This window comes from Ureibacillus endophyticus (assembly GCF_024159215.1).
Classification (GTDB): domain Bacteria; phylum Bacillota; class Bacilli; order Bacillales_A; family Planococcaceae; genus Ureibacillus; species Ureibacillus endophyticus.
This window is the reverse complement of sequence record NZ_JAMYWW010000001.1, coordinates 3,404,422-3,429,427: the sequence shown is the minus strand read 5'-3', so window position 1 is coordinate 3,429,427 and position 25,006 is coordinate 3,404,422. Positions and strand designations below refer to the sequence as shown.

Here is a 25,006-nt window from a genome sequence, read left to right as displayed (position 1 = left end):
GAAGGTGAAAACGATGAAAAAGAAATTGCTAGAAGTTAATAATTTACAAGTTAACTTCAAAACATATGCAGGTGTTGTTAAAGCTGTACGTGGCGTTAGTTTTGACCTTTATGAAGGAGAAACTCTTGCAATCGTTGGTGAATCAGGTTCAGGGAAAAGTGTTACGAGTAATGCAATTATGAAACTGATTCCACAACCACCAGGAATTTATGCAGGTGGAGAAATCTTGTTTGATGGTCGTGATATCGTTCCACTTACAGAAAAAGAAATGTCAAAAGTACGTGGTAATGAAATAGCGATGATTTTCCAAGATCCAATGACAGCGCTTAACCCTACAATGCGAGTAGGGAAACAAATAACAGAAGTAATTCTAAAACATAATAAAAATGTATCTAGTGCTGAAGCAAAAGAGCGTGCAATTAAGTTATTAGAACTTGTGGGTATTCCAATGCCAGAAAAACGTTTCCGTCAATATCCACATGAATTTAGTGGTGGGATGCGTCAACGTGTTGTAATTGCCATTGCATTAGCAGCAGATCCAAAGCTATTAATTGCGGATGAACCAACTACTGCGCTAGACGTAACAATTCAAGCGCAGATCCTAGAATTAATGAAGGATATTCAAAAGAAACGAAATACATCGATTATCTTCATTACGCATGATTTAGGCGTTGTAGCAAATGTAGCTGATCGCGTAGCTGTTATGTATGCTGGTCAAATTGTAGAGTATGGTACAGTAAATGATATTTTCTATAATCCAAGACATCCGTATACTTGGGGACTATTAGGTTCGATGCCTGACTTGAAGAGCAACGAAAAAGAAGAGTTGCGTACAATTCCAGGATCTCCACCGGATTTAATTCACCCACCAAAAGGAGATGCTTTTGCAGCAAGAAATGAATTTGCCCTTGCTATCGATTATGAAATGGAGCCACCAATGTTTAAAGTATCAGATACACATTATGCGAAAACTTGGCTTCTACACCCAGATGCACCGCAAATTCCAATTCCAGATGCAATACAAAAAAGAATCCAAGGCTATTTAGAGGAGGCTGAAAATAATGGCAAATAAATTGCTAGAAGTAAAAAACTTAAAACAATATTTCGGCCCTTCGAATAATCCTATTAAAGCGGTAGATGGTATTAGCTTTGATGTATATGAGGGAGAAACACTTGGTCTAGTAGGGGAATCTGGATGTGGTAAATCCACAACAGGTCGTTCTATTATTCGCCTTTACGATATTACAGATGGAGAAATTTTATTTAAAGGGAAAAACATCCATGCTGGTAAATCTCGCAAAGAGTTGAAACAGTTCAATCGAGAAATGCAAATGATTTTCCAAGATCCATATGCATCATTAAACCCACGTATGACAGCGGGTGAAATTATCGCAGAAGGTTTTGATATTCATGGCCTTTATAAAAATAAACAAGAGCGTCGTAACCGTATTGGAGAGTTGCTAGAAGCTGTAGGATTAAATCGTGAGCATGCTAACCGATATGCCCATGAGTTTTCTGGTGGTCAACGTCAACGTATCGGTATCGCCCGCGCGCTAAGCTTAGACCCAAGTTTTATCATTGCCGATGAACCAATCTCTGCTCTTGACGTATCGATTCAAGCACAAGTAGTAAATCTACTGAAAAAATTACAAAAAGAACGTAACTTAACATATTTATTTATTGCCCATGATTTATCAATGGTAAAGTATATTAGTGACCGAATTGCTGTAATGTATAGAGGGAAAATTGTAGAGTTAGGCTCTGCGGATGAAATTTATAATCACCCAATTCATCCATATACAAAATCTTTATTATCTGCAGTTCCACTTCCGGATCCATTAACAGAAAGAAAACGTCAAAGAATACCGTATAATCATGAGGAAACTACCGAAGAAATGAAAGTGCATGAAGTTTTACCAAATCACTTTGTCTACGGTTCAGAAAGTCAAATTAGAAAATGGAAGAAATAATGGGGGAACCTATCATTTTAAATAGTAGTCTTATATTATAGCCAACGAAAACTATTCGTTGGCTCAGAGTGTCGACAAAAGGAATTTATAATCAAAATCTTGATATTTCCTTAGTGGTTTTCACTACTTATAAAATTAGTTGGTATTGTTAAAGTATTACTATATCAACATTTTCTCTAAATATCGCTTTTGTTCTTGAATATTTGATAAAGAAAAAATAGTAGACAAAGTCGTTGAAAACGACTTTGTCTACAGTCTGAGCCAACGAAAACTATTCGTTGGCTTATTTTTTTCATACAAATTTGTAGAAATTACTTTAGGAAATGAAAGAATACTTCCACACGTACATATACTTTAAAATATTTAAAAACCAAACAATGCAAATCTAAGGAAACTATTTGAATAGGATTAGATTATAAAGTAGCATTATAGTTAATGTGTCGAGATAATTTATACATAAGGAGAGAAGGAATGGAAAGTTGGATCACAACCATAATGGAGGACTTTGGTTATATAGGTGTTTTTCTACTTATCATGTTGGAAAACCTATTTCCACCAATTCCTTCAGAGGTAATCTTAACATTTGGTGGATTTATGACAACTAAAACCGATTTATCGGTTATGGGAGTTGTCATTGCTTCAACGATCGGATCTGTTGCGGGTGCAATTATTTTGTATGGAATTGGAGCTATTGTAGGAATTCATCGTATTGAGCGATTTGTAGATAAATGGGGGAGAATTTTACGATTAACAAGTAGAGATATTCATAAAGCAAATGCTTGGTTTGAAAAGTATGAAGTTTGGACAGTCTTCTTCTGCCGCTTTATACCATTAATTCGAAGTTTAATTTCTTTACCTGCTGGACTAGCTAAAATGCACTTTGGTATTTTCCTTTTGCTAACAACATTAGGGACGTTAATATGGAATATGGTATTAGTAAATATCGGTGCAGCTGTCGGAGAACAGTGGGAAACAATTGTTCATTATATGGACATCTATTCGAATATTGCCTATGCAGCAATTGCCATTGTGTTTTTTGTCATTGTTATTCGTTTCTATCAAAAGAAGTTGAGAAAGTAATAAATAAAGCAGATCGGGTTTATGCCCGATCTGCTTTTTTATGCAGGTTTTTCTACTTTATCTTTTGGTAAAAAGAACGCTACGATTAATAAAATTGGAAGAATGGAGATGATTTGAATCGTACTTGCGATTCCGATTTTATCAAGTAAAAATCCTATAACAACAGCACCGATTGCTCCCATACCAAAGGCGAATCCTGTTGTTAAACCAGCCATAGTTCCAATTTTACTTGGGACAAGTTCTTGTGCATAAACCACTGTAACCGAAAAACTAATCATTATCAATGTGCCAATAATGATTAAAAAGATTAAAACTAACCATATCGGCATGTATGGTAGTAGTAAACAGAACGGTAGTGGCCCAACAACAGATAGTAAGATGACATTTTTTCGACCAATTCGATCTGATAGGGAGCCCCCAAAGAATGTACCAACGACACCACAAGCCATAAAAATGAAAATAAATACTTGTCCTAGACGTAGTGTTAAATCATAATGATCCATTAAATAAAATACATAAAAGTTTGTAATGTTCGTTGTGTAAAATGAACGGGCAAAAATAATGACCATTAAAAGTGTTAAAGCAATACCAACTTGTTTCTTCGTTAAAGGAGGTAGTGATGAAACCAGTACTTTTTTCTTTTTCATTGCTAATTTTTCTGCCTGTAATTGACGAACATACCATCTTGAAATTTTTAATAATATCGCAATTCCAAGTGTTGTGAGTAATAATACAATCGCTGCACCACGTTGACCATAAACGTCTAAAATAAATGCGCTAATCAAAGGAGCTAATGCTTGTCCTGAGTTTCCGCCAACTTGATAAATGGATTGGGCTAGTCCTCGTTTATTCCCAGCAGACATAAATGAGACCCGGGATCCTTCGGGGTGGAAAACTGCCGAACCGAATCCTAAGAATAATACCGAAAGTAATATTAACCAATATTGCTCTGCTAGTATGAGCATCGTTAATCCAACAAAAGAACTCATCATGCCAATAGGCAACGCAAAAGGCATTGGTTTCTTATCACTCACAAACCCAACAACTGGTTGAAGGGCGGATGAAAACATATTTAATACAAAAGATATAATCCCGAGTTCAGTAAAAGTTAGCCCTAAATCTCGTTCAAGTAAAGGGAACATTGCTGGAACGACAGATTGCATTGTATCATTTATTAAATGAGCTACTCCAATAGCAATCATAACAGGATAAATGGGATTATTAAGAGTAGCTTTAGTTTCACTCATAATGTCTCACCTTCTAATTTCAATTCGTATTTACCATTATACCCCTATATTGTTAATTTCATAGTGAGATTAATGGTGTATTGTAAAATAGTTCATTGTTGCAGAGTAGTTCTCCGTTCCGACCGACGCTTCACGCAGAAAGTTTAGCTCTGTAGCGAAAGGTGAATGCCGCCAGCTACACTCGCTGCCTCCACTACGAACAACAATTCGGTACTAGTAAGTGAAAATAACCTACATTATGATTAGTACTATATTGTTCAAATAGCCATTATCCAGAGCCTAAAAAAAGAAGATTCCAGAATGCCTGGAATCTTCTTTTTTATATTTTAAGTATTAATAAGCTAGACCGTATAAAGCTTTAATGTGTGATAAGTAACGGATATTACTTGCTTCTTTCATTAATGTAGCTGGAAGGCCTTTAAGTGGAATGTTGTTACCACCAACAAGTGCTACACCATCTTTACGTCCAAGGCTTGCAAGTGTTCCTGAGTTAATTGGGTTGAATGGTTCTAATTTTTGACCACGCATTAATGCGAAAATGTTATATCCAGCTGTTTCACCCATTTGCCATGCAACTTGTGCAGTAGGTGGATATAATGGACGACCACCATCAGCAGGAAGAGCAACAGATGCATCCCCAACAACAAATACATCTGGGTGAGATGTTGATTGAAGATATTCGTTAATTGTTGCTTTACCACGATCACAAGCAAGACCTGATTCTTGAACGATTGGAAGAGCAGCAACTCCACCAGTCCAAATGAATGTGTTAGCTGTAATTACAGTGCCATCTTTTAATGAGATTTTGTTTCCTTCTACACCTGTTACAGGTAGGCCAGTTAAGAATTCTACACCACGTTTAGTTAATGACTCAGTAGCACGTTGAATTAAGTCATCTGGAAGTACTGGTAAAATTTTTGGACCAGCTTCAATTAGCTTAATGTTAAGTTCATTGAAATCTACACCGTATTTTTTAGCGATAGCAGGGAAGTTATCGACGATTTCGCCAACAAGTTCTACACCTGTTAAACCGCCACCACCGATTACGATTGTTGCATCAGCTAAATCTTTTGATTGTGCATATGCTTCAATTTTGCTTTCAATATGTGCATAGATACGGTTTGCATCGTCAACTGATTTTAATACCATACTATTTTCTTCTAGTCCTGGAATACCGAAGAAACCTGTTTGGCTACCTAAAGCAACAACTAAATTATCGTAGGATAAAACTGATCCATCTGCTAGGAAAACTTCTTTATTATCAACGTTGAAAGATTTTACTTCTTGAACAACTACGTTAATATCTTTTCCTTTGAATAATTTGTTTAAAGAAAAAGATACAGCAGGTTCTTTAATTGTTCCACCTGCTAAACGGTGTAATTCTGTAATGATTTGATGAGTCGGGTATTTATTTACAACGGTAATTTTCGCTTCATCGTTGCTTGCAAATTGACGTAATTTAAGTGCAGTAAGTAATCCACCATAACCTGCACCTAAGATGACGATTTCTTTTGACATGATTATCCTCCGTCCTTATTAAATTAATGAACTGATTTATACTTTAAGCTTTACGTTCAGCTTGGATTTGTAAAAATGCGTTGGCAAAACGGAACAGTTTTTGTGCTTCTGGATCTTTTAATAATTTTAGTAATCCAAATAAGCCGATTGTTTCGTTTGTTTCTTCTGCACGATCTTTTGCTTCAATTGCAGCTGAAGCTAAGCCTTTAACAGAGTCGATAACTGGTACTGAAACTTCTTTAATTGCGTTTACAGTATCATTTTTAAGTACGTCATCTGTAGCGACTAATTGAGCCATGTCATAGGCTTTAGTTAGAAGAGTAACAACCTCAGCTAATTTTGGTAATGCTTCTACTAAAGTCGTTAACGATTCTTGAACTTCAGGTTTTAATAATTGATCAAGTATATCTATTTTTTCTTTGCTAACAGCCTGCTGAGCTTGAATCAATTCTTCTGACATTTTCATTCTCCTTTTCCATTGTAGTTTTCTTTTTAACTAAAAAGTTTGAAAAATATTTCACAAATAGCCATTTGTTAAATAAAACATAGCTATTTTACCATTCCCACGTAAAACATCATAATATATAAAAACATAGTAAACAATAGACCTTTTCTAAAAGTATTGATGAAAAACTACAAAAGCACTAAAAATTTACATTGTATTATAAATAATGTCTCACCGCTAGCAATTAAATTTGTTTGGATAAAAATAATTTGGAAAAAAGCTACAAAAAACTACTTTTTTGTGAATATTGTGTACCATAATCACTTTGAATTATACGACTTATTGAAAGGTATTTCTAATAATAAAGTGGCATTTCTATTATTTATATGATAATTCTAAAATTAATCTAAAGTATAGTTTGGAATTATCTAAATTAGTTATGATTATCCTTCGCTACGTGTGTTGAAATGTTCTTTTTAAACTTCTCTTTATAGTTTGTTACTTCCATCAATGCTTGTTCTTCTAGTGGAATGCGAACTGAAAGCATTGCAAAATTTAATAGCGTAAAACATATCGCAGTAAAGTATGCTTGAAACATAAGAGGGAGTACAAGAATTTCAATACATACAACTAAATAGTTAGGATGTCTAAAAAATAAATATGGGCCCTTTTTTACAACATTCGCTCCTGGCAAGATAATAATTTTAGTGTTCCAATATTGTCCTAAAGAAGTTAGACACCAAATACGTAACCCTTGAGTTAATAAAAATAAAATAAAGAGCCAAATAAAAAGAGGGGAAAGTTGTCTGTTAAAAATAAGAATTTCCCCAATTAAACTTATAAAAAAACTTATATGCAGAGCTAACATAAATGGGTAATGGGATTGTCCGACTTCAAATGCACCTAATGATTTCATTTTTTTCTCATTTCTTTTTGCAACGAAAACTTCAACTAGTCTTTGAACGATGACAAAAGAAATGATAGCGACTATGATCATCCGCTTATTCCCTCCATTGTAAAAGTACTGCTTCTCCACTAAAACCGGGACCTAGAGCGACTAATAATCCATGAGTATTTGGTTCGGTTTTCTTTAACATGAATTGTTCTAGAACATATAGAACAGTAGGGGAAGACATATTTCCGTGTTGTTTTAATATGGTACGGGAAATAGCAGTTTGTTCTTCAGTAAGCTGCAATGCTTCTTCATATGCTTTTAATACTTTTTTTCCACCTGGATGGGCAACAAAATTATCAATTTGTTTTTCAGAGATGCCTTCTTCCTTGAGGAAATCGTGAATAAAGGGACCTAGCCATGTCGAAATAATACTAGGAATATCTCTAGAAAATACGACATGCAGACCATCATCTTTAATATCCCAACCCATCACATCCAAAGAATTAGGCATCCATTTAGAAGCAGTATTCAAAATATGCGGGATAGGCTTTTTTGTATTCATTAATACTTGGTCACCACATACTAAAATACATGCAACACCATCTGCGAAGAGTGAGGCACCTACGAGATTACTTTTTGAAAAATCGTTTTGTTGGAAAGTTAGACTAGCCAATTCAACGCACACTACAAGAACTTTTTCTGTAGGGTGAGCGAGACAATAATCAAAGGCTCTACTAACACCAGAAGCACCGCCTGCACAACCTAGACCCCATATTGGAAGTCTCTTAATACGATCAGAGAATTTCATTTTATTCATTACTCTAGCATCAATACTTGGAGTTGATAGGCCAGTACTCGAAACGAAGATAATCGCGTCAATTTCTTCTGCAGAAATTGGCTTCTTTAAAAATTGAGGATTTTCTAAACAGGCTTTAATTACTTCTACACTGTATTCCGTTGCAAGTTTTATATATAAGTCATTCCGTTCACCAAAAGTGTGCTCTTTTCTATGCCAATCTAATGGGACACAAAATTGACGTTGTTCAATTTCACCATTTTGAAAAACCTTTAATAATCTTTCGAGTTGTGGAATTTTATCATGAAAAAGTTCTTTCGTTAATTGCTCAATATTTGATTGTTTCAAAATATGCGGGGGATCATATGTACTTATGGAAACAATTTTGGGCATAATTAAAATCTCCTCTTTTTTATAGTTTTCTCCAGGTAAATTTCAAATATGCAAAAAAAGATGTTAGAGGGCGTAAATTAAAAAAATGCTGATAAAGAATGTTTTAAACATTCTATATCAGCTTAATTTGATAAGGAGGTTTTAAATGTTCCCCTGTTTGTTTCACTTATTAGCTTATTATTTTCATTTATCATGATTGTTTTCAATAGTAGCTCTAAATAAAGTAGGAAATAATCGATGCAATCCTTTACAAGTTCAATATAGGAAAAGAAAGAATCTGATTTTTGATAATGTAAATAATCACATTTTAATACTTCTAATAACTTATTAGAAAACAGGTGGATGTTTGTTGCATGGAACTGTTCTAAACATGTAGTAAGGCTACAAAAGAGAATTTGATCTTCTGCTTCAGGGTGTTCGATAATGGCAATATCTTTTAGTAAAATTTCAAGGGATTTGATATAGCCAAAAAATGAAATATCTTTATAGCCTAGTAATTCAGCATTAATGGATTGTGTGTAGAGGCTTTGAAATTTTTTAGACGTATTTTTAATTAAAGAATGCTCATTAAAACCATACATTGGAATAGAAAAGAGATATTTCCCATTTGTCGATGAACCATCTCCAAAATCGTTTACAATAAAATAAAAATTTTTACAAGATGGACAGGAGAGGGAAATCACGCGAATTTTAAAGTTTTCATTTTCTAAGTCTTTACTGTCTTCAGCTTTTGGATGAATATCAAGATTACAATGAGGGCATTTATTAATGACTATGTATGCTAGCTGCTCATAGTTATAAGAGACTTTCTTTAACTTCGTTTCGTATTTTTGCATATTTATTATAATCTCCTTTATGAAGCTTAATAGATTTAAATTTACTTTTTTAGATAGTATTAACACTATGATTTCCAAAAATGGAAATTAAAATACAATGCAAAATAAAAAAGGTGTAAAGAAATATCCTTACACCTGTGTTGATTATTTATTTGTAAAAATATGAATGGCATCTCGTAGAAATTCTGTCCCGCCTTCAATTGCTTTGTCGTAATATGCTTTAAAACGTTCATCTGCAACATACATATCGGCAAGACCAGCATGTGCTTCCTTTGAGTAGGATGGCCATGAAAACGTTAGCCATTGTTTATGCTTCTCAGCAAGTTCTTGAGCTAAATCTGAAGCAGGATCACCTGTAGCGAATGCTTTTGGAAGTAATTCTAAAATTTCAATGCCCAACTGCTCCATAGCTTCATAATCTTCCTTTGACATTCCACGGAATTTTGCATTCGATTGTTCAACTACATCTTTTCCGTATTTCTCACGGATTTCATCACCATATTTTTCTTCATTTTCATTTATTAATTGTTCTTTAAAGGCTTCAAATTTCTCTTGATTACTCATTTGAATCTCTCCCTTTTCATGTTTTATTGTTTTCTCTATCGTCTCAATTAGTTGGTTCAGGCGGGTGCGTTTTTGAATAAGTTGCTTATAGTGATTTTCTAATGCTACTTGTTTATCAAAGTTTGGATTATTCATAATGGATAGAATTGTATCTAAATCTACGTCTAATTCTTTAAAGAATAATATTTGTTGGAGACGGTCAACTTCCTTTTGCCCATAGATACGGTAGCCTGAACTGTTGATTCGAGCAGGTTTTAACAAATTAATTTCATCATAATAGCGTAATGTTCGCGCGCTAACATTCGCTAATTTTGCAAGTTTGCTTATTGTATATTCCATTAACACCCCTCCTGATATCTCAATGTTAAAGGATGACGTAACGAGAAGGTCAACAACTGAATTGCAATTTTTTTAAAATTAAAATGAGGATTAATTTGGGTGGATTATGTAACTTGATCGTTCTTATTATGTTTGAACTAGATAATATAGAAAGAATCGGCTAATATTATCCTTGATATACAGCGTTTGAAAGGTGTAGCCATAATGGAAAATCGAAAGGTTCAAGTCAAGCAACCGAAGTATCAGAAAATAGCTGCGGATATAGCATCCAAAATTGTTGAAAAAAAATATTTAGTTGGTGAAAAAATATATGCAAGATCGTCTTTAGCAAGCCAATACGGTGTATCTTCAGAAACAGCTAGACGTGCAATAGCTGTACTACAAGATTTAGAAATCGTAGAAGCTACAAAAGGTAGTGGAGTTAGGATTAAATCCTACGAAAAAGCAGCCCAATTTGTCCATCAATTTTTAGAAGTGCAATCGATCCAACAAATACAAATCGAAATGCTTGAAAGTATAAAACGACAAAGAGATGAATTGAATCTCTTACAAGAGACAACAGAACGATTGGTCAATCGAACAGAAAGATTTCGTTCAATCAACCCATTTGTCCCATTTCAAGTAGAAATCATGGAAAACACACCCTACATTTCTCAATCGATTGGGACGATTAATTTCTGGCAAAATACGATGGCTACAATTGTAGGAATCTGTAGAGGAGACGAATTAATTATCTCGCCGGGTCCATATGCAACGATAGAAAAAAATGATATCGTCTTTTTTATTGGAAATGATGAATGTTTAGAACGAGTTCGAAAATTTTTATATCCTTATTAATTAATCTATTGGTACTATTCAGTGCCAATAGATTTTTTTATTTCGATGGTAGTTCTTGTGGGTTTGAGACAAGCAATTTGACCGTTTCAAAAGGTAAGTAAAAGTGCACTAATAAAGGCTTTATGAGTGTTTATTGATTATCAATTTCTCTATAAAATCAAAACTTTCTACTTCATGAAAAAATAGAGTAAAAAGGTAATAGTTTGACAATAGTAACAACCCTTTGTTAGCATTAGGTTGTTACTTGTGTAATGCAAATGAAATTTTTTTGAGAATATTAGGAAAGGAGAATGGCATGGGAAAAATAAAAGTAGAGAACGTGACAAAAATCTTCGGTAAACATATAAATAGTGCACTTAAGCTTGTTGAACAGAAAAAAGATAAAACTGAAATCTTAAAGCAAACCGGTGCCACTATAGGTGTTTACGATGCTTCTTTTACTGTCGAAGAAGGTGAAATCTTTGTCATTATGGGTCTTTCGGGCAGTGGTAAATCTACGTTAGTCCGTTTATTAAATCACCTCATCGAACCTACCAGTGGAAATATATACATAGATGGCGAGAATATTTCCAAAATGAATAAACAACAACTCAGAACTATCCGTAGAGAAAAAATGAGTATGGTGTTTCAAAACTTCGGTTTATTTCCACAACGAACTGTCCTTGAAAATACCGAATATGGATTAGAAGTGCGCGGTATTCCAAAAGAAGAAAGAAGATTGAAAGCAGAAAAGGCTTTAGAAAACGCGGGGTTACTCCCTTATAAAGATCAATATCCTAGTCAACTTTCAGGTGGTATGCAACAACGTGTTGGACTAGCAAGAGCATTAGCAAATGACCCTGATATTTTGTTAATGGATGAAGCTTTTTCTGCCCTCGATCCGTTAATCCGGAAAGATATGCAGGATGAATTATTAGATTTACAACAAAAGGTTAGAAAAACGATTATTTTCATTACTCATGATTTAAACGAAGCATTGCGCATTGGGGACCGGATAGCACTTATGAAAGACGGAAAAATTATTCAAATTGGTACAGGTGAGGAGATTCTAACAAATCCGGCAAATGATTATGTTAGAACATTCCTAGAAGATGTTGACCGATCTAAAGTGTTAACTGTGGAGAATGCGATGATTCGTCCAATGAGCGTCAATATTGAGCTAGATGGACCAAAAGTTGCTTTGAAACGTATGCGAGATGAAAAAGTCAGTGTGCTGTTAGCTGTGGATAAAAAGCGTGATTACATAGGATATATTACTGCTGACGATGCATTAGAAGCTTCGAAACGTGGAGAAAAAAGTGTAATGAATATCGTAAGAGTAGATATGCCTACAGTGCCACCTGATATGTTAATTCAAGATGTACTAGGTATCATTTCTGAATCTCCAACACCTGTTGCAGTTGTGAAGGATAGAAAGTTAGTCGGTGTACTAATTAGAGGAGTCGTTATTCAAGCACTCTCATCAAATTCGGAGGGGGTGCAGTTAGTTGAGCAATATACTTGATAGCATGCCAAGACTTCCTGTTGCAGATTTAACTGAAAACGTAATGGATTGGTTAACAGATAGTTTTTCGCAACTCTTTAATTTTTTCCAAAAGGGTGGAAAATCGGCAATGGAATTTATTACGGAAATGTTAATAGCCGTTCCACCAATTATATTTATCATTATAGTTGCTTTAATTGCCTTTTTTGCGACTAGAAGAAAATTTGGTTTAGCAGTATTTACACTAGTTGGATTGCTCTTTATTTATAACCAGGGCCTATGGGAAGAATTAATGAACACGATAACACTTGTTATTTTTGCAAGTATTATTGCCATTATCATTGGTGTACCAATTGGAATTTTAATGTCAAAGAGCTCGGTAGCAGAACAAATTATTAAACCGATATTAGACTTTATGCAAACAATGCCTGGCTTTGTATATTTAATTCCTGCAGTTGCATTCTTTGGTATCGGTGTTGTTCCTGGTGTATTCGCATCAGTAATTTTTGCATTGCCGCCAACTGTGCGTTTTACAAACTTAGGAATTCGACAAGTGCCAAGAGAGTTAGTAGAGGCTGCGGATTCTTATGGAAGTACAGGATGGCAAAAGTTAATAAAAGTTGAGTTGCCTTTAGCAAAATCAACAATTATGGCCGGTATTAACCAAACAGTATTATTATCTTTATCGATGGTTGTTATCGCATCAATGATTGGTGCACCTGGTTTAGGAAGAGAAGTATTATCCGCATTACAACGTGCACAAGTAGGGAATGGATTTGTTGCAGGACTTAGTCTAGTAATCTTTGCAATTATTATTGATCGTTTAACACAAAGTTTAAATAAAAAGAAATAATAGAAAGGGAGATATGAGTGGATATTAAAAAATTAAAAATGATGGGGCTAGCTCTTGGTATGGGAGCTATGTTAGCAGCATGTAGTGGTTCGGATGAAGGAGAAACAACGAAAGAAACTTCTGGTGATGCTACAGCAACAGAAGAGTCTAAAAAAATTAACTTAGCGTATGTTGAATGGGATACAGAAATTGCTTCGACTCATGTTGTTGGGAAAGTATTAGAAGATTTAGGGTATGATGTGACGTTAACTCCACTAGATAATGCCATCATGTGGGAGGCTGTATCAAAAGGAGAAGCGGATGCTATGGTTGCTGGATGGTTACCACATACACATGCTTCACAATACGAAAAATATAAAGATGATTTAGATGAATTAGGTGAAAATTTAGCAGGTGCAAAAATAGGTTTAGTTGTACCAAGCTATATGACAGATATTAACTCTATAGAAGATTTAACAGATCAAGCAAATAAACAAATTACTGGTATTGAACCAGGTGCTGGTATTATGGGTGCAACAGAAAAAGCACTGACAGAGTATGAGAACTTAGCTGATTGGGAATTATTACAATCTTCATCTGGCGCAATGACTGTAGCACTTGACCAGGCAATTAAAAATGAAGAAGAAATTGTTGTTACTGGTTGGTCACCTCACTGGAAGTTTGCTTCTTATGATTTAAAATACTTAGAAGATCCTAAAGGTGTATATGGTGGAGAAGAGACAATTAATACATTCGCTCGTGTTGGACTAGAAGAAGAGATGCCAACAGCTTATAAAGTAATCGATGCATTCCATTGGACAAGTGAAGACATTGAAGAAGTCATGCTTGAAATACACGGTGGTGTTGACCCAGAAGAAGCTGCTGCTAAATGGGTAGAGGAAAATGCTGAGAAAGTTGCAGAGTGGACAAAAGGAATTGAATAATAAAAGAACCTCGCTATAGTGCTATAGCGAGGTTTTATTTCTCTTTATAATCGTATCCAACAACCGTCCAAATCCCGCTTTCATCTTGTCGAACTAATCGTTTTAAATAAACAGTCGTAATATTTGTATCTTCATCGTTTACTTCAACAATTGAAACATCATCAGAGCTATAAACGAGTTTTAAATTCTCTTCTTCTATTGGATACTCCCCTTTTATTCCATCAGGTGAAATTTGCAAACTGACAAATACTTGGGTTGTAAAAAGTGGGTCCAGTCTCCAAGGGGAATGTCCTTTATCGACACTTTTTTGGTCGCGTTGTTCAATTTCTATATTATAAGGTACCTCTACTTGTGGATTGAAATCATAATCCTTTGCTTGAACAGGAAATAGTAACGTGTTATAAACATCAACACTTTCCAACTCAAAAGTTAGTTGAGTTGCTTCAAGAAATGCTGGTATAGCATTTTCTTCATAAATGTCCACAGTAAAACCTCCGTTGTTGTTGTTAGATATTTGGAAGACTGTACTATTATTATTAACAATATACCTAGTATTATAAATTTTAATTAAAAATAATTTTTACGATATTAATTTTTATAGTGTGCATAATTGATTTTGTATTATTACATTTTTAAAATATAGGTTCATAAAAATAGCTTATAACCTAATTGGATAATACGCATTGTAGATATCGAGCATGAATAATAAAGTGCAACAACCGCTTGCTCCTTATGCGCCTTCAACTCTCTTTACTTTAGATAAACACTCCATCAATAATGAAATTAAGGAAAGTTGGTGATGTCGAATATGAACTTTAGTGAACGATTAAAAAAGGAAAGAGAAAAAAGAGGTTGGTCACAAAATGATCTGGCAGAGAAAATTCATGTAAGTCGTCAGGCAGTTTCAAAGTGGGAAACGGGTAAGAACTATCCCAGTATCGAAGTGATCATTAATTTAAGTGATTTATTCGGTATCACAATTGATGAATTGTTAAGGAGTGACGAAGAATTGAAGGAAAAAGTAATTCAAGATAGTAAAAAGTTGGCATATCCAGGTTGGAAAACATTCTTTGATTGCCTGTTCTTAATTGGTACATTCTTGTTAGTAGCAAAACTTATTGTATACGGTTTAAATCATTTTTTTAATACAAATATTATCATTCCAGAAGGTTTACCAAAATTACTATCAAATATTTTACCTCTTGCCTTAATGGTAATTGGAGGAGCTGGTTCCGATCAGCTGAAAAATAAATATACGGAATAAATGAAGATAGCGCTAATGCTATCTTTTTTAATTAACTACATCTCGGGAATAATATAATCTGATTCGACACGATTTCCCAGGAAATGATAATATTATCGAAAATTCTGAAAATATAAACATGCCTTACTCGAATATCTAGTAATTTATTATGGAAAAATATGATATAATCTTCTGAAAGATATATTTTAAATACATCTTAAGGGAGAGAAATGTATGGTGGGATCTTTATTTAAATCAAAAAAAGAAGACATCGAGCTGTTTAAACAGAGAATTGATGAACTAAATGCAAAGTTGGATGAAAAAGAACATGCATTTCAAATATTTTTAAACGACTTACATAAAGAGCTAGTTTCTACTATAGAGCAACATGATAAAGTTAATTCGCAACATATTACATTAGGAAATATGGTAAAGGATATTTTAGTTGAATTTAATCGGGTTGAAGAAAGTACGATTGAATCGAATGTGATTTCCGATAAAGCACTTGAAACGGGAAATAAGTTGATTGATACTTCAATTGATATGGTGAAGTTGTCCCAAGTTAGTAGGGAAGCAGTACAAAATGTTGAACAACTAATTGACCAACTAGGTAACGAATCTAGGAAAACATCAGAAAATATGAACCTTCTTAGTGAACAGTCAAAACAAATTGAAGCAATTGTCCATGTAATAAGTGACTTTTCGAATCAAACGAACTTATTGGCATTAAATGCATCTATTGAGGCAGCAAGAGCAGGAGAACATGGTAAAGGATTTTCTGTTGTGGCAGATGAAGTAAGAAAGTTAGCAGAAAGTACAAAACAAAGTACAGAAGATATTGCAAAGTTAACGAAAGAAACACAATTTCAGATTTCAAAGGTATTTGAAAATACGAAAGATAATATGGAAATTGTGAATCAAGGTGTTAAAAGAAGTGCGGAGACGTCAGAGCAAATCTATTCATTATTAAAAATGATTTCTAATGTTCAATCTGAAATTCAAGAATTGTTATCTCATATTCAAAGTCAAAAATCTTCTAATTTAGAAGTGTTAAATAACTTTAATCGGTCTACTATGATTTTTGATGAAACAAAAAAAGTTCTTACTAATCATATTGAAGAATCAGACCTCGTAACAGAAAAATTACTTGAAGCGGTTGAGAAAGTGAAAAAATATCCATATTAATCAATAGGCATACAAACGTTTATAGTTGTTTGTATGCCTTGTGAAGTACTACTTAATTGGAATCCAAATTTCTGAATAACAGTCTGGTGCTGTTGGGTCATCATCTGTATAAACTTCTAACTCAGCCGTCCCGGTTGGTCTATAGGTGTTAGAAGGGAACCATTCAGAGTAGATTTTTTTCCATGCATCTTGCATTGCATGTGGCATTGGACCATGGACTTCGAAAATCACCCATTTTGATGCAGGCACTGTATATGATAGTAGGCCATCAGGAACTTCACCATTATAAGTAACAGCAATCCAGTAATCCATTAATCCTTCATCCTTTTGGTGTTCCTCTACGGTACAAACTCCTAAAATATCAGGGATTTGGCCATTACCTAACTTAATTAATAAATCATTCGTTCCATCTTTATGAACATCATCCCAAAATTGAGGGATTCCGAATGTGTTTTCTCCCGTTTTACAATTATACGTTCTTTTTACTCCGACAACTTGAAAAGCATCTTTTTCAACAATTTTATACTGCATTGGTTCCGCTCCCTTTACGTGAATTTGAATGACGAGGCGATTATACGATTGTAAGTGGCCTTTTTGCTTGCGTGCATCTGTAGGGGTAACTCCATGTTGTTTTCGAAATGCTTTCGTAAATGCTTCTGGTGTCTCATAGCCGTACTTATAGGAAAGATCGATAATTTTATGGTTACTAGTAAGTAATTCCTCTGCGGCTAACGTTAATCGACGTTTTCGGATATAATCACTAACAGTCATATTGGTTAAAAGAAAAAACGTTCGCTGAAAATGATATACCGACGAATTGGTTACCTTTGCAATTTTCTCTATGGATAATGAATTATCCACTAAATTTGCCTCGATATAATCGATAGATTTTTGTATTGCTTCTACCCACCCCATATAATAATCACCTCATGGAATATCATAAATTTTTTTAAGTATCTAATCCTGTTTTATTGTGCTTACTTCGAACAGGTTTAATAAATTTCTCATTATCTTATTAATAAAAATAGACTATCTCGAACTATTACCGTCATACTAGTATGTCTTCTGTTGCATAGTCACTAAAAGCTAATTTTGGTAAAATGAATGTAATAATAACTCATTTTAAGGAGGGGGAAAATGATCGGTTGGTTGTTAATAATTATCATATTGATTGGATTGTTCTTTGCAATCTCATTATACATATATGACAATAGTAAGTTTAGTAAATTAACAGGTTACTCTTATTTTAATTTTTTGCAAGATAAAGAAGTGCGTTCCCATTATAACCTTGTTTCGAACTTACAAAAAGTACCAGGGGATTACGAGGTTTTATTAAATGTTGTACTTCCAACAAATAATGTGAAAGCTGATGTAGTTTTTGTTCATCAATCTGGAATACATATTATTAATTTTAAAAGAATGACTGGCTGGATTTATGGTAGAGAGCAAGACCCTGAGTGGGCAGAGGTACAATACCGCGAGAAACTTAATAAGTTTGATAATCCACTAATAGAAAATAAAATAGCCATCCTAGAGCTAAAACAGATACTTGGGTTAGCAGATTCAATGCCTATTCATTCTTTAGTGGTATTTTCGGATAACTGTTCCTTTAAGAAAGTGGAAGTTCAATCCCGTAATACAGATGTTCTTAAAATTAAGGAATTAAAGGCATATTGGAATGAATCAATGGACAAACATTTATCAAAAGATGAAATCATGAAAATCTATTTAGATTTAAATAAATATGTCACTTTAAAAAAATCTCCTGAAAAATCAAAAGCAAATTCAGTTGTTACAAACTCAAACTTCGCACATAAATAATTAGGTTCAATAGTTGATGCTATTTGGTTCTTCTCGATTTCAATAAGAACCTTGACATACTTTTTTTAGATACAAAAAACACCTCATTCTTTGGTATAGTGGATTTGTCGAGAATACACTACCAAACAGAAGAGGTGCTTCCATTATGATAGAGCATAATGACCAAAATAATCAACTACCAAAAGAATTAAAATCTGTGTTTCGTGAATTAGAGATCGTGAAACATCTTCGAAAAGCCGGTATTACTAAGAAGTTTGGCTTTACAACTTCCTATTTGTTTCAACTTGTTTTTTGTTTAATCTTTCATCATAAGAGTTGGTTCACCCTTTTAAATTCAAAGAAGGGAGACCGTTACCCTGCAAAGGACTCTGTTTATCGTTTCATGAATCATTCCAAGTTTGCATGGCGTCGCTTTTTAACGTATTTAAGTGTGCATGCCATTCAAAAGGTCGATCAACTGACGGATGTAACGCGTCCAAAAGTGTTGATCATTGACGATTCTATGTTTGATCGGAATCGGAGTAAAAAGGTAGAACTTCTTGCGCGTTGTATGGATCATTCATCTTTAACGAAACGCTTCTATAAAGGGTTTCGTATGCTTACTTTGGGTTGGTCGGATGGCTTTACATTTATGCCACTTGACTTCACGTTACTGAGTTCAAAAAATGCACAAATTAATGGGATTTCCGAGAATATTGACAAGCGTTCTTCCGGCTATAAACGACGTGTAGAAGCGTTGGAATCTGCTCCTACCGTTATTCCCAGTATGCTTGAAAGAGCATTACAAGCAGGTGTTTCCGCTGATTATGTGTTAATGGATACATGGTTTACGCAACAACCTCTTATTCAATCCATCGTTGAACTCGGTCTTGACGTCATTGGCATGGTGAAGGCAACGAATCAACGCTATTTGGTGAACGATCAAAGGCTATCTCTGAAAGAACTATACAAAGTTGCCACACCTGTTTCTGGCAAGAAAGGCATCATGCGATCGATTCAAACTACTATGGCAAATGGCATTCAAGTAAAGGTCGTGTTTATTCAAAACCGCAATAAAAAGAGCGAATGGCTTGCGATTCTCAGCACCGATTGTACGCTTTCTGAACAAGAAATCGTCCGTATCTATGGCATGCGTTGGGATATTGAAGTCTTTTTCAAGACGACAAAATCCCTATTACGCCTTCAGAAAGAATTTCAAGGCATATCGTATGATTTACTCATTAGCCACACAACGGTTGTGTTTTCCAGATACATCGTCTTGTCCTGGCAAAATCGTTGCCATAACGATCAACGAACATTAGGTGGCATTTTTTATGAATTATGTGATGAAGTCAACGAACTGGATTGGGCTGTCGCGTTACAGCAATTAATCGAGCTTCTTGAAGATGCCCTAAAAAAGACAAATAAAACAATCCAAAAATTAATCAAAAGTCAACTACAGCAGTGGATTAACGGTCTGCCTAACTATATCAAGGCTTATTTGTCGATTTTAGTCTGCGAAGTTTGAGTTACAAATTAAAAATCTTTTAACCGAGTCTATTTAGGGCTCGGTTTTTCATATATCTGAAAATATCATTATTAAACTCTTATAAACAATATAACTTCCATAATGTACAATAAATAGAAAAAGGGAATTTAGGAGAGCTAATGAAAAAATTACATTATAGCTGGGTCATCTTAGTGGTAACGTTTATATCTATAATTGTTGCTGGGATAATCCGCTCTTCATCTGGAATATTTATTGATCCATTTGAAACAGAATTCGGATGGGGGCGTCCCGCTATTTCTTTCGCCTTTGCAGTGGGGTTATTTTTATATGGATTTTCCGGGCCTTTTATGGCAGCATTTGTTGATATTTTTGGGCTAAAAAAAATGATGCTTTATTCAATGGCCATTTTAACAGTTGGTTTATCTTTAACCTTTGTAATGAACAGTGAATGGCAACTAATTTTAATTTGGGGTGTAATGTTAGGAATTGGCTCAGGCTTATTTTTAACTGTATTAAGTACTCAAGTTGCCAATCGTTGGTTCGTAAAAAGAAGAGGATTGGCGGTTGGATTTTTAACTGCTGCTACTGCAACAGGGCAGTTAGTATTGTTACCGGTATTAGCTAGTTTTGTAGAAAACTATTCATGGCGTGCAGCCATTGCACTGATTTTTGCATTAAGTATTGCTATGCTCATAATAATAGCTATATTTATGAAAAGTTGGCCAAAAGATGTTGGTACAACTCCATATGGTCAAGAAGAACATATACTAAATGAACCACCGATTATATCCAATCGAAATCCCTTTAAAGTAGCAATTAACTCTTTAATTGAAGGTTTAAAGGTAAAAGAATTTTGGTTGTTAGCCGGAAGTTTCTTTATTTGTGGATTATCAACGAGCGGATTAATTGGCACACATTTCATTTCTTATTGTGTAAGTTTTGGTATTCCATTAGTAACGGCAGCATCCTTATTATCTTTAATGGGGGTTTTCGATTTAATTGGAACAACTGTATCAGGGTGGTTATCAGATCGTTTTGATAATCGTTGGTTACTATTCTGGTATTACTTATTACGTGGGATTTCCCTTCTGTTCCTTCCATTTGCACTAGCACAAGGCTCTTACGTTTGGCTCGTCATTTTCTCGATTTTCTATGGTTTAGATTGGATTGCAACCGTTCCTCCAACAGTTGGATTAGCCAGACAAAAGTTTGGTCTTCAAAAAAGTGCCATGATGTACGGTTGGATTACTGCAGCACATCAAGTAGGAGCAGGTGTTGCAGCATTTTCTGGGGGAGTTATATTTAAAATATTTGATTCGTATATGTGGGCATTTTTATTTGCAGGAGGTTTCTGCTTATTGGGAAGTTTATTTGTATTATTAATTAAGAAACATAACCCAAAGGAAGTAGTTTAGTTTTAGTTTTTCATTATATATGATGAAATGGTATGATACTTACAGCAAGAAAAAAGGAGCATTCATGTGGGGAAAGTATCAAAAAGAGCTGCAAGTATAGCACTTATGAAGACACATCAAACAGTATTTTCCTGTCCAATTTGTAAAGAGGGCATGGAAGTAACTGAAGATGGACAAGTGATTTGCGACAACAACCATTCTTTTATTATTGCTAAACAAGGATATGTTAACTTGATGGTTAAGCCTACAACATCCATGTATAGTAAAAATTTATTTGAATCCCGAAAAGATATATTAAATAGTGGTTTGTATGACCCTTTACAACAAGCTATTACAAATTATATAGGTAAAGATGTCAAAACGATACTCGATACGGGTTGTGGAGAAGGATCTCATTTAGAAAGAATTTGTTCATCATTAGATTCCGTTCTAGCTGTAGGTATAGATATTTCAAAAGAAGGCATCCAAACCGCTGCAAAATACTATGAAAACAAAATATGGTGCGTAGGAGATTTGGCGAATAGTCCATTTAAAGAACAGTCCTTTGATGTTATATTGAATATTTTATCACCGGCTAATTATGACGAATTTATTCGTTTATTAAAGCCGAATGGAAAAGTTATAAAAGTGGTCCCTCAATCAAACTATTTAAAAGAGATTCGGGAACAAGCTTTTGCACAAACAGAAAAGGAAACCTATTCAAATAAGCAAACCGTTGAGCGCTTTAAGGAATGCTTTACAAATTTCCAACAAGAGAGAATTACGTATACATGTGAGTTAGAACCAGAGCTAATACCTAAACTTCTTGAAATGACTCCATTAGGCTGGCATTTAGATAAAGAGGTCTCTATACAAAAAATCACCATTGATTTAGATATTCTAATTGGAGAATATAATTCTTAAATGATTAAAAAGGTAGGAATGACAAAGTGGCGTTATATGATTTTGGAGCAAGATTAGTTAATGTATTTTTAACGTTAAACGGATCAAAAGCAAAGGTTTATGGGAAGGAAAATATTCCAAAAGAAGGCGGGTATATTGTCGCTTGTACACATAATGGGTATGTCGATATCTTAAACCTAGGCGTTTCTTTACATCCAACAAATATACACTTTATGGCAAAAAAGCAGTTGTTCGATATGAAAGTATTAGGGCCACTTGTTTCAAGATTAAATGCTTTTCCTGTTGATCGTGACAACCCAGGTCCAAGTGTTATAAAAATTCCACGTCAATTAATTAAAGAAGGAAAAGTAGTTGGGATATTTCCGAGTGGGACTCGTACAACAGAAAATACAGAATTAAAGCAAGGTGCAATTACAATTGCTCAATTAACAAAAGCACAAATTGTTCCTGCAGCTTATGTTGGACCTAAAAATGTAGGGGAAGTATTAAAACGCCAAAAGGGATATTTGATTTACGGAAAACCATTTACAGTACCAAGTGGAAAAGAAGCACGTGAAGAATATACCCATTTCTTAGAGCAAGAACTTATTAGGTTAACAGATGAGTTAAAGTCAAAAATTAAAAAATAGGTAAAAGCACTTTCCTTAATGGAGAGTGCTTTTTAATGGAGGTTAAAAATGGAGATTTTAGATGTTCAAACTATTCCAAACCGTTTTGATGAAGCATTACAATTATTTTGGGGTTATTGCGGGCAGGAAAACAATAAACTCTTTTATGAACAATGTATGTTAAATGCGAATGGGCCAGATGGAATTCCTCGCTTCTATGTTGCAAGTGTTGAAGGAGAATTTGTTGGAACATATGCATTATTAAGAAACGATATTAATAGTCGGCATGATTTATATCCTTGGTTTGCATGTCTCTATGTAAAAGAGGAACATAGAGGAAAGGGGATAGCTTCAGAAATGTTGCGTCATGCTGAAGGTGTCGCAAAGAGCCTCGGTTTTAAGATGCTCTATTTAGAGAGTAATTTAGAAGGATTTTATGAAAAATTAGGCTGGGTAGAAAACGGAATTACACATGATCCATTTGGAAACTCAGCAAAAATATATGAAAAAAGCTTGGAGGTTGTAAAATGATTCGAGTATTATTCGTATGTCTAGGAAATATCTGCCGTTCTCCAATGGCAGAAGCCGTAATGCGTGATTTAATAGAGAAAAAAGGATTAAGCAGTAAAATAAAAGTTGATTCTGCTGCTACGAGTTCTTGGCATATTGGGGAACCACCACATAAAGGCACGCAATCGAAATTAAAGGAATATGGCATTTCTACAAGTGGTATGAAAGGACGTCAGCTTGTAAAAGAGGACTTCGAATCATTTGATTATATCATTGGGATGGATAGCAATAATGTCCGTAATATTCGTGAAAAGCTAGGACAACCTGAACATCCGAAAATTTTCCGCTTTTTAGATTTAACATCGCATAAAAAAGACGTGCCAGATCCTTATTATACGGGAGATTTTCAAGAAACTTATGATTTAGTATTAGATGGTTGTAAGGCTTTGCTTGAGAAAATCGAAGAAAGTTTATAATATTAAGGAACTTATTTATCAATTTGTGGACTTTTTATTTGATATCAGGTTGGTGTATAATATTACAGTCTCATTTACTTAAGTAGATAGTTTATTCAATACCCTAAATTATATATTGGAAGAGAGTGAAATCGGATGGGTCGTAAATGGAATAACATTAAAGATAAGAAAGCAGAAAAAGATAAAAATACCAGTCGTATTTATGCGAAGTTTGGTACTGAAATTTATGTTGCTGCTAAAAAAGGTGAACCAGATCCAGAATCGAACACAGCATTAAAACAAGTATTAGAACGTGCAAAAACTTACAATGTACCAAAGCACATCATTGATAAAGCTATTGATAAAGCGAAAGGTGCTGGCGGCGAAGATTATGATGAGTTACGTTATGAAGGTTTTGGTGTAGGAGGCACAATGGTAATTGTAGATGCTCTTACAAATAACGTAAATCGTACTGCGTCTGACGTTCGTGCAGCTTTCGGTAAAAACGGTGGTAACATGGGTGTGAGTGGTTCAGTAACTTATATGTTTGATTCAACAGCTGTATTTGGTATTGAAGGCAAATCTGCTGATGAAGTACTAGAAATTTTATTAGAAGCTGATGTAGATGCTCGTGACGTTTTTGAAGAAGACGATGTAACAATTGTTTATGCAGAACCAGATCAATTCCACGCTGCTCAAGAAGCGTTTAAACAAGCGGGTATTGAAGAATTTACAGTAGCAGAATTAACAATGTTACCACAAACAGAAGTAACATTATCAGAAGAAGATAAAGTGAAATTCGAAAAAATGATCGATGCATTAGAAGATTTAGATGATGTACAACGCGTTTACCATAATGCAGATTTAGGTGAATAAATAACTTAACCAGTAGCGTAATGCTGCTGGTTTTTTCTTGCAAAATTCTATAATGGAAGATAAATACATTTCTTCGTGACTCTATTGAATTTTGATTTCATATTAGATTAAAGTTATCTTCATATAGAAAGTTCATCCATCTTTCCCTAGCATCAGATTGGTGTTAGTTAAACAAGCAAATAGAATTTTAATAGAATAACTGATTTTAACCCCTATATTTAATATAAGTATAATTTTCCTAAATTAACATTGAATTTCCATTAGTTATTTACTAAATAGAAAACGACTATAAGTAGAAAATTATTTCAAAAACAAGAAATTT

26 protein-coding genes are annotated in these 25,006 nt (G+C 34.3%); 17 read left to right on the top strand and 9 right to left on the bottom strand.

From position 1 onward, the window contains the following. The first annotated feature begins 13 nt into the window (after positions 1 to 13). The 3 genes from NKR20_RS16920 (at position 14) to NKR20_RS16910 (ending at position 3,050) form a co-directional block, all read left to right on the top strand. A complete protein-coding gene (locus NKR20_RS16920) occupies positions 14 to 1,072 on the top strand; it encodes an ABC transporter ATP-binding protein (protein WP_121213070.1) in 1,059 nt (352 codons plus the stop codon). Then, positions 1,062 to 1,970, top strand: a complete 909-nt coding sequence (locus NKR20_RS16915; RefSeq protein WP_121213071.1) for an ABC transporter ATP-binding protein — start codon at positions 1,062 to 1,064, stop codon at positions 1,968 to 1,970. Before NKR20_RS16920 ends, NKR20_RS16915 begins: the two co-directional genes overlap by 11 nt. Before the next feature lie 471 nt (positions 1,971 to 2,441). Further along, entirely contained in the window at positions 2,442 to 3,050 is a 609-nt protein-coding gene (locus tag NKR20_RS16910) for a DedA family protein (protein ID WP_121213072.1), read from the top strand. A gap of 38 nt (positions 3,051 to 3,088) precedes the next feature. On the opposite strand, the gene NKR20_RS16905 is transcribed toward NKR20_RS16910, so the two are convergent. The 7 genes from NKR20_RS16905 to NKR20_RS16875 all read right to left on the bottom strand — a co-directional run bounded on the left by NKR20_RS16905 (position 3,089) and on the right by NKR20_RS16875 (position 10,083). Next, positions 3,089 to 4,297 carry an MFS transporter gene (locus NKR20_RS16905; RefSeq protein ID WP_253427763.1) on the bottom strand — a complete coding sequence of 403 codons (1,209 nt, stop codon included), beginning with the start codon at positions 4,295 to 4,297 and terminating at the stop codon, positions 3,089 to 3,091. A 333-nt stretch (positions 4,298 to 4,630) separates the two neighbouring features. After that, positions 4,631 to 5,815, bottom strand: a complete 1,185-nt coding sequence (locus NKR20_RS16900) for an NAD(P)/FAD-dependent oxidoreductase (RefSeq protein WP_121213074.1) — start codon at positions 5,813 to 5,815, stop codon at positions 4,631 to 4,633. Between the two features lie 43 nt (positions 5,816 to 5,858). Further along, positions 5,859 to 6,281: a DUF1641 domain-containing protein gene (locus NKR20_RS16895; protein ID WP_414674141.1), complete on the bottom strand. Its 423-nt coding sequence runs from the start codon at positions 6,279 to 6,281 to the stop codon at positions 5,859 to 5,861. Between the two features lie 412 nt (positions 6,282 to 6,693). Continuing rightward, the gene (locus NKR20_RS16890; protein ID WP_245987428.1) at positions 6,694 to 7,257 is read right to left on the bottom strand and encodes an isoprenylcysteine carboxyl methyltransferase family protein; all 564 of its coding nucleotides are present in this window, start codon (positions 7,255 to 7,257) and stop codon (positions 6,694 to 6,696) included. A 4-nt stretch (positions 7,258 to 7,261) separates the two neighbouring features. After that, positions 7,262 to 8,344: a type III polyketide synthase gene (locus NKR20_RS16885; protein ID WP_253427761.1), complete on the bottom strand. Its 1,083-nt coding sequence runs from the start codon at positions 8,342 to 8,344 to the stop codon at positions 7,262 to 7,264. Between the two features lie 122 nt (positions 8,345 to 8,466). Next, positions 8,467 to 9,180 carry a hypothetical protein gene (locus NKR20_RS16880; RefSeq protein WP_253427759.1) on the bottom strand — a complete coding sequence of 238 codons (714 nt, stop codon included), beginning with the start codon at positions 9,178 to 9,180 and terminating at the stop codon, positions 8,467 to 8,469. A gap of 144 nt (positions 9,181 to 9,324) precedes the next feature. Further along, the gene (locus NKR20_RS16875; RefSeq protein WP_121213078.1) at positions 9,325 to 10,083 is read right to left on the bottom strand and encodes a MerR family transcriptional regulator; all 759 of its coding nucleotides are present in this window, start codon (positions 10,081 to 10,083) and stop codon (positions 9,325 to 9,327) included. 204 nt (positions 10,084 to 10,287) lie between these two features. Between NKR20_RS16875 and NKR20_RS16870 the strand changes: the two genes are divergently transcribed. From NKR20_RS16870 to NKR20_RS16855, 4 genes are all read left to right on the top strand, one after another. Next, on the top strand, positions 10,288 to 10,920 hold the full coding sequence (locus NKR20_RS16870) for a GntR family transcriptional regulator (protein WP_253427757.1): 633 nt from the start codon (positions 10,288 to 10,290) through the stop codon (positions 10,918 to 10,920). A 295-nt stretch (positions 10,921 to 11,215) separates the two neighbouring features. Next, positions 11,216 to 12,424, top strand: a complete 1,209-nt coding sequence (locus tag NKR20_RS16865; protein ID WP_253427751.1) for a quaternary amine ABC transporter ATP-binding protein — start codon at positions 11,216 to 11,218, stop codon at positions 12,422 to 12,424. Then, the gene (locus NKR20_RS16860) at positions 12,408 to 13,256 is read left to right on the top strand and encodes an ABC transporter permease (protein WP_301285951.1); all 849 of its coding nucleotides are present in this window, start codon (positions 12,408 to 12,410) and stop codon (positions 13,254 to 13,256) included. Before NKR20_RS16865 ends, NKR20_RS16860 begins: the two co-directional genes overlap by 17 nt. A 17-nt stretch (positions 13,257 to 13,273) precedes the next feature. After that, the gene (locus NKR20_RS16855; RefSeq protein WP_211330852.1) at positions 13,274 to 14,179 is read left to right on the top strand and encodes a glycine betaine ABC transporter substrate-binding protein; all 906 of its coding nucleotides are present in this window, start codon (positions 13,274 to 13,276) and stop codon (positions 14,177 to 14,179) included. Between the two features lie 34 nt (positions 14,180 to 14,213). Here the strand turns inward: NKR20_RS16855 and NKR20_RS16850 are convergent, their stop codons facing one another. Further along, the gene (locus tag NKR20_RS16850; RefSeq protein WP_121213082.1) at positions 14,214 to 14,663 is read right to left on the bottom strand and encodes a hypothetical protein; all 450 of its coding nucleotides are present in this window, start codon (positions 14,661 to 14,663) and stop codon (positions 14,214 to 14,216) included. Between the two features lie 324 nt (positions 14,664 to 14,987). Between NKR20_RS16850 and NKR20_RS16845 the strand changes: the two genes are divergently transcribed. Both NKR20_RS16845 and NKR20_RS16840 read left to right on the top strand, forming a co-directional pair. After that, on the top strand, positions 14,988 to 15,443 hold the full coding sequence (locus NKR20_RS16845) for a helix-turn-helix domain-containing protein (protein WP_253428182.1): 456 nt from the start codon (positions 14,988 to 14,990) through the stop codon (positions 15,441 to 15,443). A 213-nt stretch (positions 15,444 to 15,656) separates the two neighbouring features. Further along, positions 15,657 to 16,607, top strand: coding sequence for a methyl-accepting chemotaxis protein (locus tag NKR20_RS16840; protein WP_147404809.1), 951 nt, complete (start codon positions 15,657 to 15,659; stop codon positions 16,605 to 16,607). 48 nt (positions 16,608 to 16,655) lie between these two features. Here NKR20_RS16840 and NKR20_RS16835 read toward each other — a convergent pair whose 3' ends face one another. Next, positions 16,656 to 17,522, bottom strand: coding sequence for an AraC family transcriptional regulator (locus NKR20_RS16835; protein ID WP_253427749.1), 867 nt, complete (start codon positions 17,520 to 17,522; stop codon positions 16,656 to 16,658). Positions 17,523 to 17,744: 222 nt separating this feature from the next. Here NKR20_RS16835 and NKR20_RS16830 point away from each other — a divergent pair, with 222 nt between their 5' ends. From NKR20_RS16830 to NKR20_RS16795, 8 genes are all read left to right on the top strand, one after another. Next, on the top strand, positions 17,745 to 18,428 hold the full coding sequence (locus NKR20_RS16830) for a nuclease-related domain-containing protein (protein WP_253427747.1): 684 nt from the start codon (positions 17,745 to 17,747) through the stop codon (positions 18,426 to 18,428). Positions 18,429 to 18,573: 145 nt separating this feature from the next. After that, positions 18,574 to 19,935, top strand: a complete 1,362-nt coding sequence (locus tag NKR20_RS16825) for an IS4 family transposase (protein WP_121215386.1) — start codon at positions 18,574 to 18,576, stop codon at positions 19,933 to 19,935. Between the two features lie 140 nt (positions 19,936 to 20,075). After that, a complete protein-coding gene (locus tag NKR20_RS16820) occupies positions 20,076 to 21,332 on the top strand; it encodes an MFS transporter (protein WP_253427745.1) in 1,257 nt (418 codons plus the stop codon). Between the two features lie 66 nt (positions 21,333 to 21,398). Next, positions 21,399 to 22,235 carry a methyltransferase domain-containing protein gene (locus NKR20_RS16815; protein ID WP_121213087.1) on the top strand — a complete coding sequence of 279 codons (837 nt, stop codon included), beginning with the start codon at positions 21,399 to 21,401 and terminating at the stop codon, positions 22,233 to 22,235. A 26-nt stretch (positions 22,236 to 22,261) separates the two neighbouring features. Further along, the gene (locus NKR20_RS16810; protein WP_253427742.1) at positions 22,262 to 22,864 is read left to right on the top strand and encodes a lysophospholipid acyltransferase family protein; all 603 of its coding nucleotides are present in this window, start codon (positions 22,262 to 22,264) and stop codon (positions 22,862 to 22,864) included. Positions 22,865 to 22,912: 48 nt separating this feature from the next. Further along, a complete protein-coding gene (locus NKR20_RS16805; RefSeq protein ID WP_253427740.1) occupies positions 22,913 to 23,374 on the top strand; it encodes a GNAT family N-acetyltransferase in 462 nt (153 codons plus the stop codon). After that, a complete protein-coding gene (locus tag NKR20_RS16800) occupies positions 23,371 to 23,829 on the top strand; it encodes a low molecular weight protein-tyrosine-phosphatase (RefSeq protein ID WP_253427738.1) in 459 nt (152 codons plus the stop codon). The genes NKR20_RS16805 and NKR20_RS16800 overlap by 4 nt, the downstream gene beginning before the upstream one ends. A gap of 135 nt (positions 23,830 to 23,964) precedes the next feature. After that, on the top strand, positions 23,965 to 24,684 hold the full coding sequence (locus NKR20_RS16795) for a YebC/PmpR family DNA-binding transcriptional regulator (RefSeq protein WP_253427736.1): 720 nt from the start codon (positions 23,965 to 23,967) through the stop codon (positions 24,682 to 24,684). Positions 24,685 to 25,006 lie beyond the last annotated feature (322 nt).

Coding starts and splice junctions, on each gene's coding strand:
- NKR20_RS16795 (WP_253427736.1), top strand. CDS start 23,965: ATGGGTCGTAAATGGAATAACATTAAAGATAAGAAAGCAGAAAAAGAT.
- NKR20_RS16840 (WP_147404809.1), top strand. CDS start 15,657: ATGGTGGGATCTTTATTTAAATCAAAAAAAGAAGACATCGAGCTGTTT.
- NKR20_RS16820 (WP_253427745.1), top strand. CDS start 20,076: ATGAAAAAATTACATTATAGCTGGGTCATCTTAGTGGTAACGTTTATA.
- NKR20_RS16885 (WP_253427761.1), bottom strand. CDS start 8,344: ATGCCCAAAATTGTTTCCATAAGTACATATGATCCCCCGCATATTTTG.
- NKR20_RS16845 (WP_253428182.1), top strand. CDS start 14,988: ATGAACTTTAGTGAACGATTAAAAAAGGAAAGAGAAAAAAGAGGTTGG.
- NKR20_RS16890 (WP_245987428.1), bottom strand. CDS start 7,257: ATGATCATAGTCGCTATCATTTCTTTTGTCATCGTTCAAAGACTAGTT.
- NKR20_RS16825 (WP_121215386.1), top strand. CDS start 18,574: ATGATAGAGCATAATGACCAAAATAATCAACTACCAAAAGAATTAAAA.
- NKR20_RS16875 (WP_121213078.1), bottom strand. CDS start 10,083: ATGGAATATACAATAAGCAAACTTGCAAAATTAGCGAATGTTAGCGCG.
- NKR20_RS16870 (WP_253427757.1), top strand. CDS start 10,288: ATGGAAAATCGAAAGGTTCAAGTCAAGCAACCGAAGTATCAGAAAATA.
- NKR20_RS16900 (WP_121213074.1), bottom strand. CDS start 5,815: ATGTCAAAAGAAATCGTCATCTTAGGTGCAGGTTATGGTGGATTACTT.
- NKR20_RS16835 (WP_253427749.1), bottom strand. CDS start 17,522: ATGGGGTGGGTAGAAGCAATACAAAAATCTATCGATTATATCGAGGCA.
- NKR20_RS16915 (WP_121213071.1), top strand. CDS start 1,062: ATGGCAAATAAATTGCTAGAAGTAAAAAACTTAAAACAATATTTCGGC.
- NKR20_RS16805 (WP_253427740.1), top strand. CDS start 22,913: ATGGAGATTTTAGATGTTCAAACTATTCCAAACCGTTTTGATGAAGCA.
- NKR20_RS16895 (WP_414674141.1), bottom strand. CDS start 6,281: ATGAAAATGTCAGAAGAATTGATTCAAGCTCAGCAGGCTGTTAGCAAA.
- NKR20_RS16910 (WP_121213072.1), top strand. CDS start 2,442: ATGGAAAGTTGGATCACAACCATAATGGAGGACTTTGGTTATATAGGT.
- NKR20_RS16800 (WP_253427738.1), top strand. CDS start 23,371: ATGATTCGAGTATTATTCGTATGTCTAGGAAATATCTGCCGTTCTCCA.
- NKR20_RS16880 (WP_253427759.1), bottom strand. CDS start 9,180: ATGCAAAAATACGAAACGAAGTTAAAGAAAGTCTCTTATAACTATGAG.
- NKR20_RS16920 (WP_121213070.1), top strand. CDS start 14: ATGAAAAAGAAATTGCTAGAAGTTAATAATTTACAAGTTAACTTCAAA.
- NKR20_RS16865 (WP_253427751.1), top strand. CDS start 11,216: ATGGGAAAAATAAAAGTAGAGAACGTGACAAAAATCTTCGGTAAACAT.
- NKR20_RS16830 (WP_253427747.1), top strand. CDS start 17,745: ATGATCGGTTGGTTGTTAATAATTATCATATTGATTGGATTGTTCTTT.
- NKR20_RS16905 (WP_253427763.1), bottom strand. CDS start 4,297: ATGAGTGAAACTAAAGCTACTCTTAATAATCCCATTTATCCTGTTATG.